This is a genomic window from Pseudomonas sp. EL_65y_Pfl2_R96 (genome assembly GCF_963970905.1).
Taxonomy (GTDB): domain Bacteria; phylum Pseudomonadota; class Gammaproteobacteria; order Pseudomonadales; family Pseudomonadaceae; genus Aquipseudomonas.
The window spans coordinates 1-449 of sequence record NZ_CAXAQH010000361.1 but is presented as its reverse complement, the minus strand read 5'-3'; the positions used below and the strand labels follow the sequence as shown (position 1 = coordinate 449).

The window sequence follows — 449 nt, the reverse complement described above, 5'->3', positions numbered from 1 at the left end:
GAAATCGAAACCGGCGCCGGCGCGGCCACGGTCGAATTCCGTCCAAATCGGCTCGATTCGGTGCTCCGGCGCGCTGTCGAAGGTCCCGAGGTGGAGGCACATCGCGCAATGCCCCTGGTGGGCGCGAACCCGCAAACGTCCACGATCGATGCAGTAACTATCGATCAGGTCGCCGTAGCCGTGGGTTGGCCGAGCGATCGCAGAAGTAAGGTCGAACAACAGGCCGATCAGGACAAGGCTGACCACAAGCTTGGGTTGCTCGAGGTCTACCGCGCCCAGTCGCCACCGCAAACGTCGATCAGATGAGTCGCGAGATTCCATCGTTGCTTCCGAATTCAGTGAATTTTCACGTTGATGAGCTGCTGGCCGTGCGGGTCGACGACGTGGACCGCGCAGGCGAGGCAGGGATCGAAGCTGTGGATCGTGCGCAGGATTTCGAGCGGACGTGT

Annotated in this window: 2 protein-coding genes; both read right to left on the bottom strand. The window is 61.5% G+C overall.

Annotation, left to right across the window (positions count from 1 at the left end):
* The coding region (locus AACY49_RS31045) for a hypothetical protein (RefSeq protein WP_339528148.1) at positions 1–321 on the bottom strand (321 nt) is incomplete at its 3' end.
* 14 nt (positions 322–335) lie between these two features.
* Positions 336–449, bottom strand: a 114-nt coding sequence (locus AACY49_RS31040; RefSeq protein ID WP_339528150.1) for a nickel-dependent hydrogenase large subunit, incomplete at its 5' end; no start/stop codon positions are given.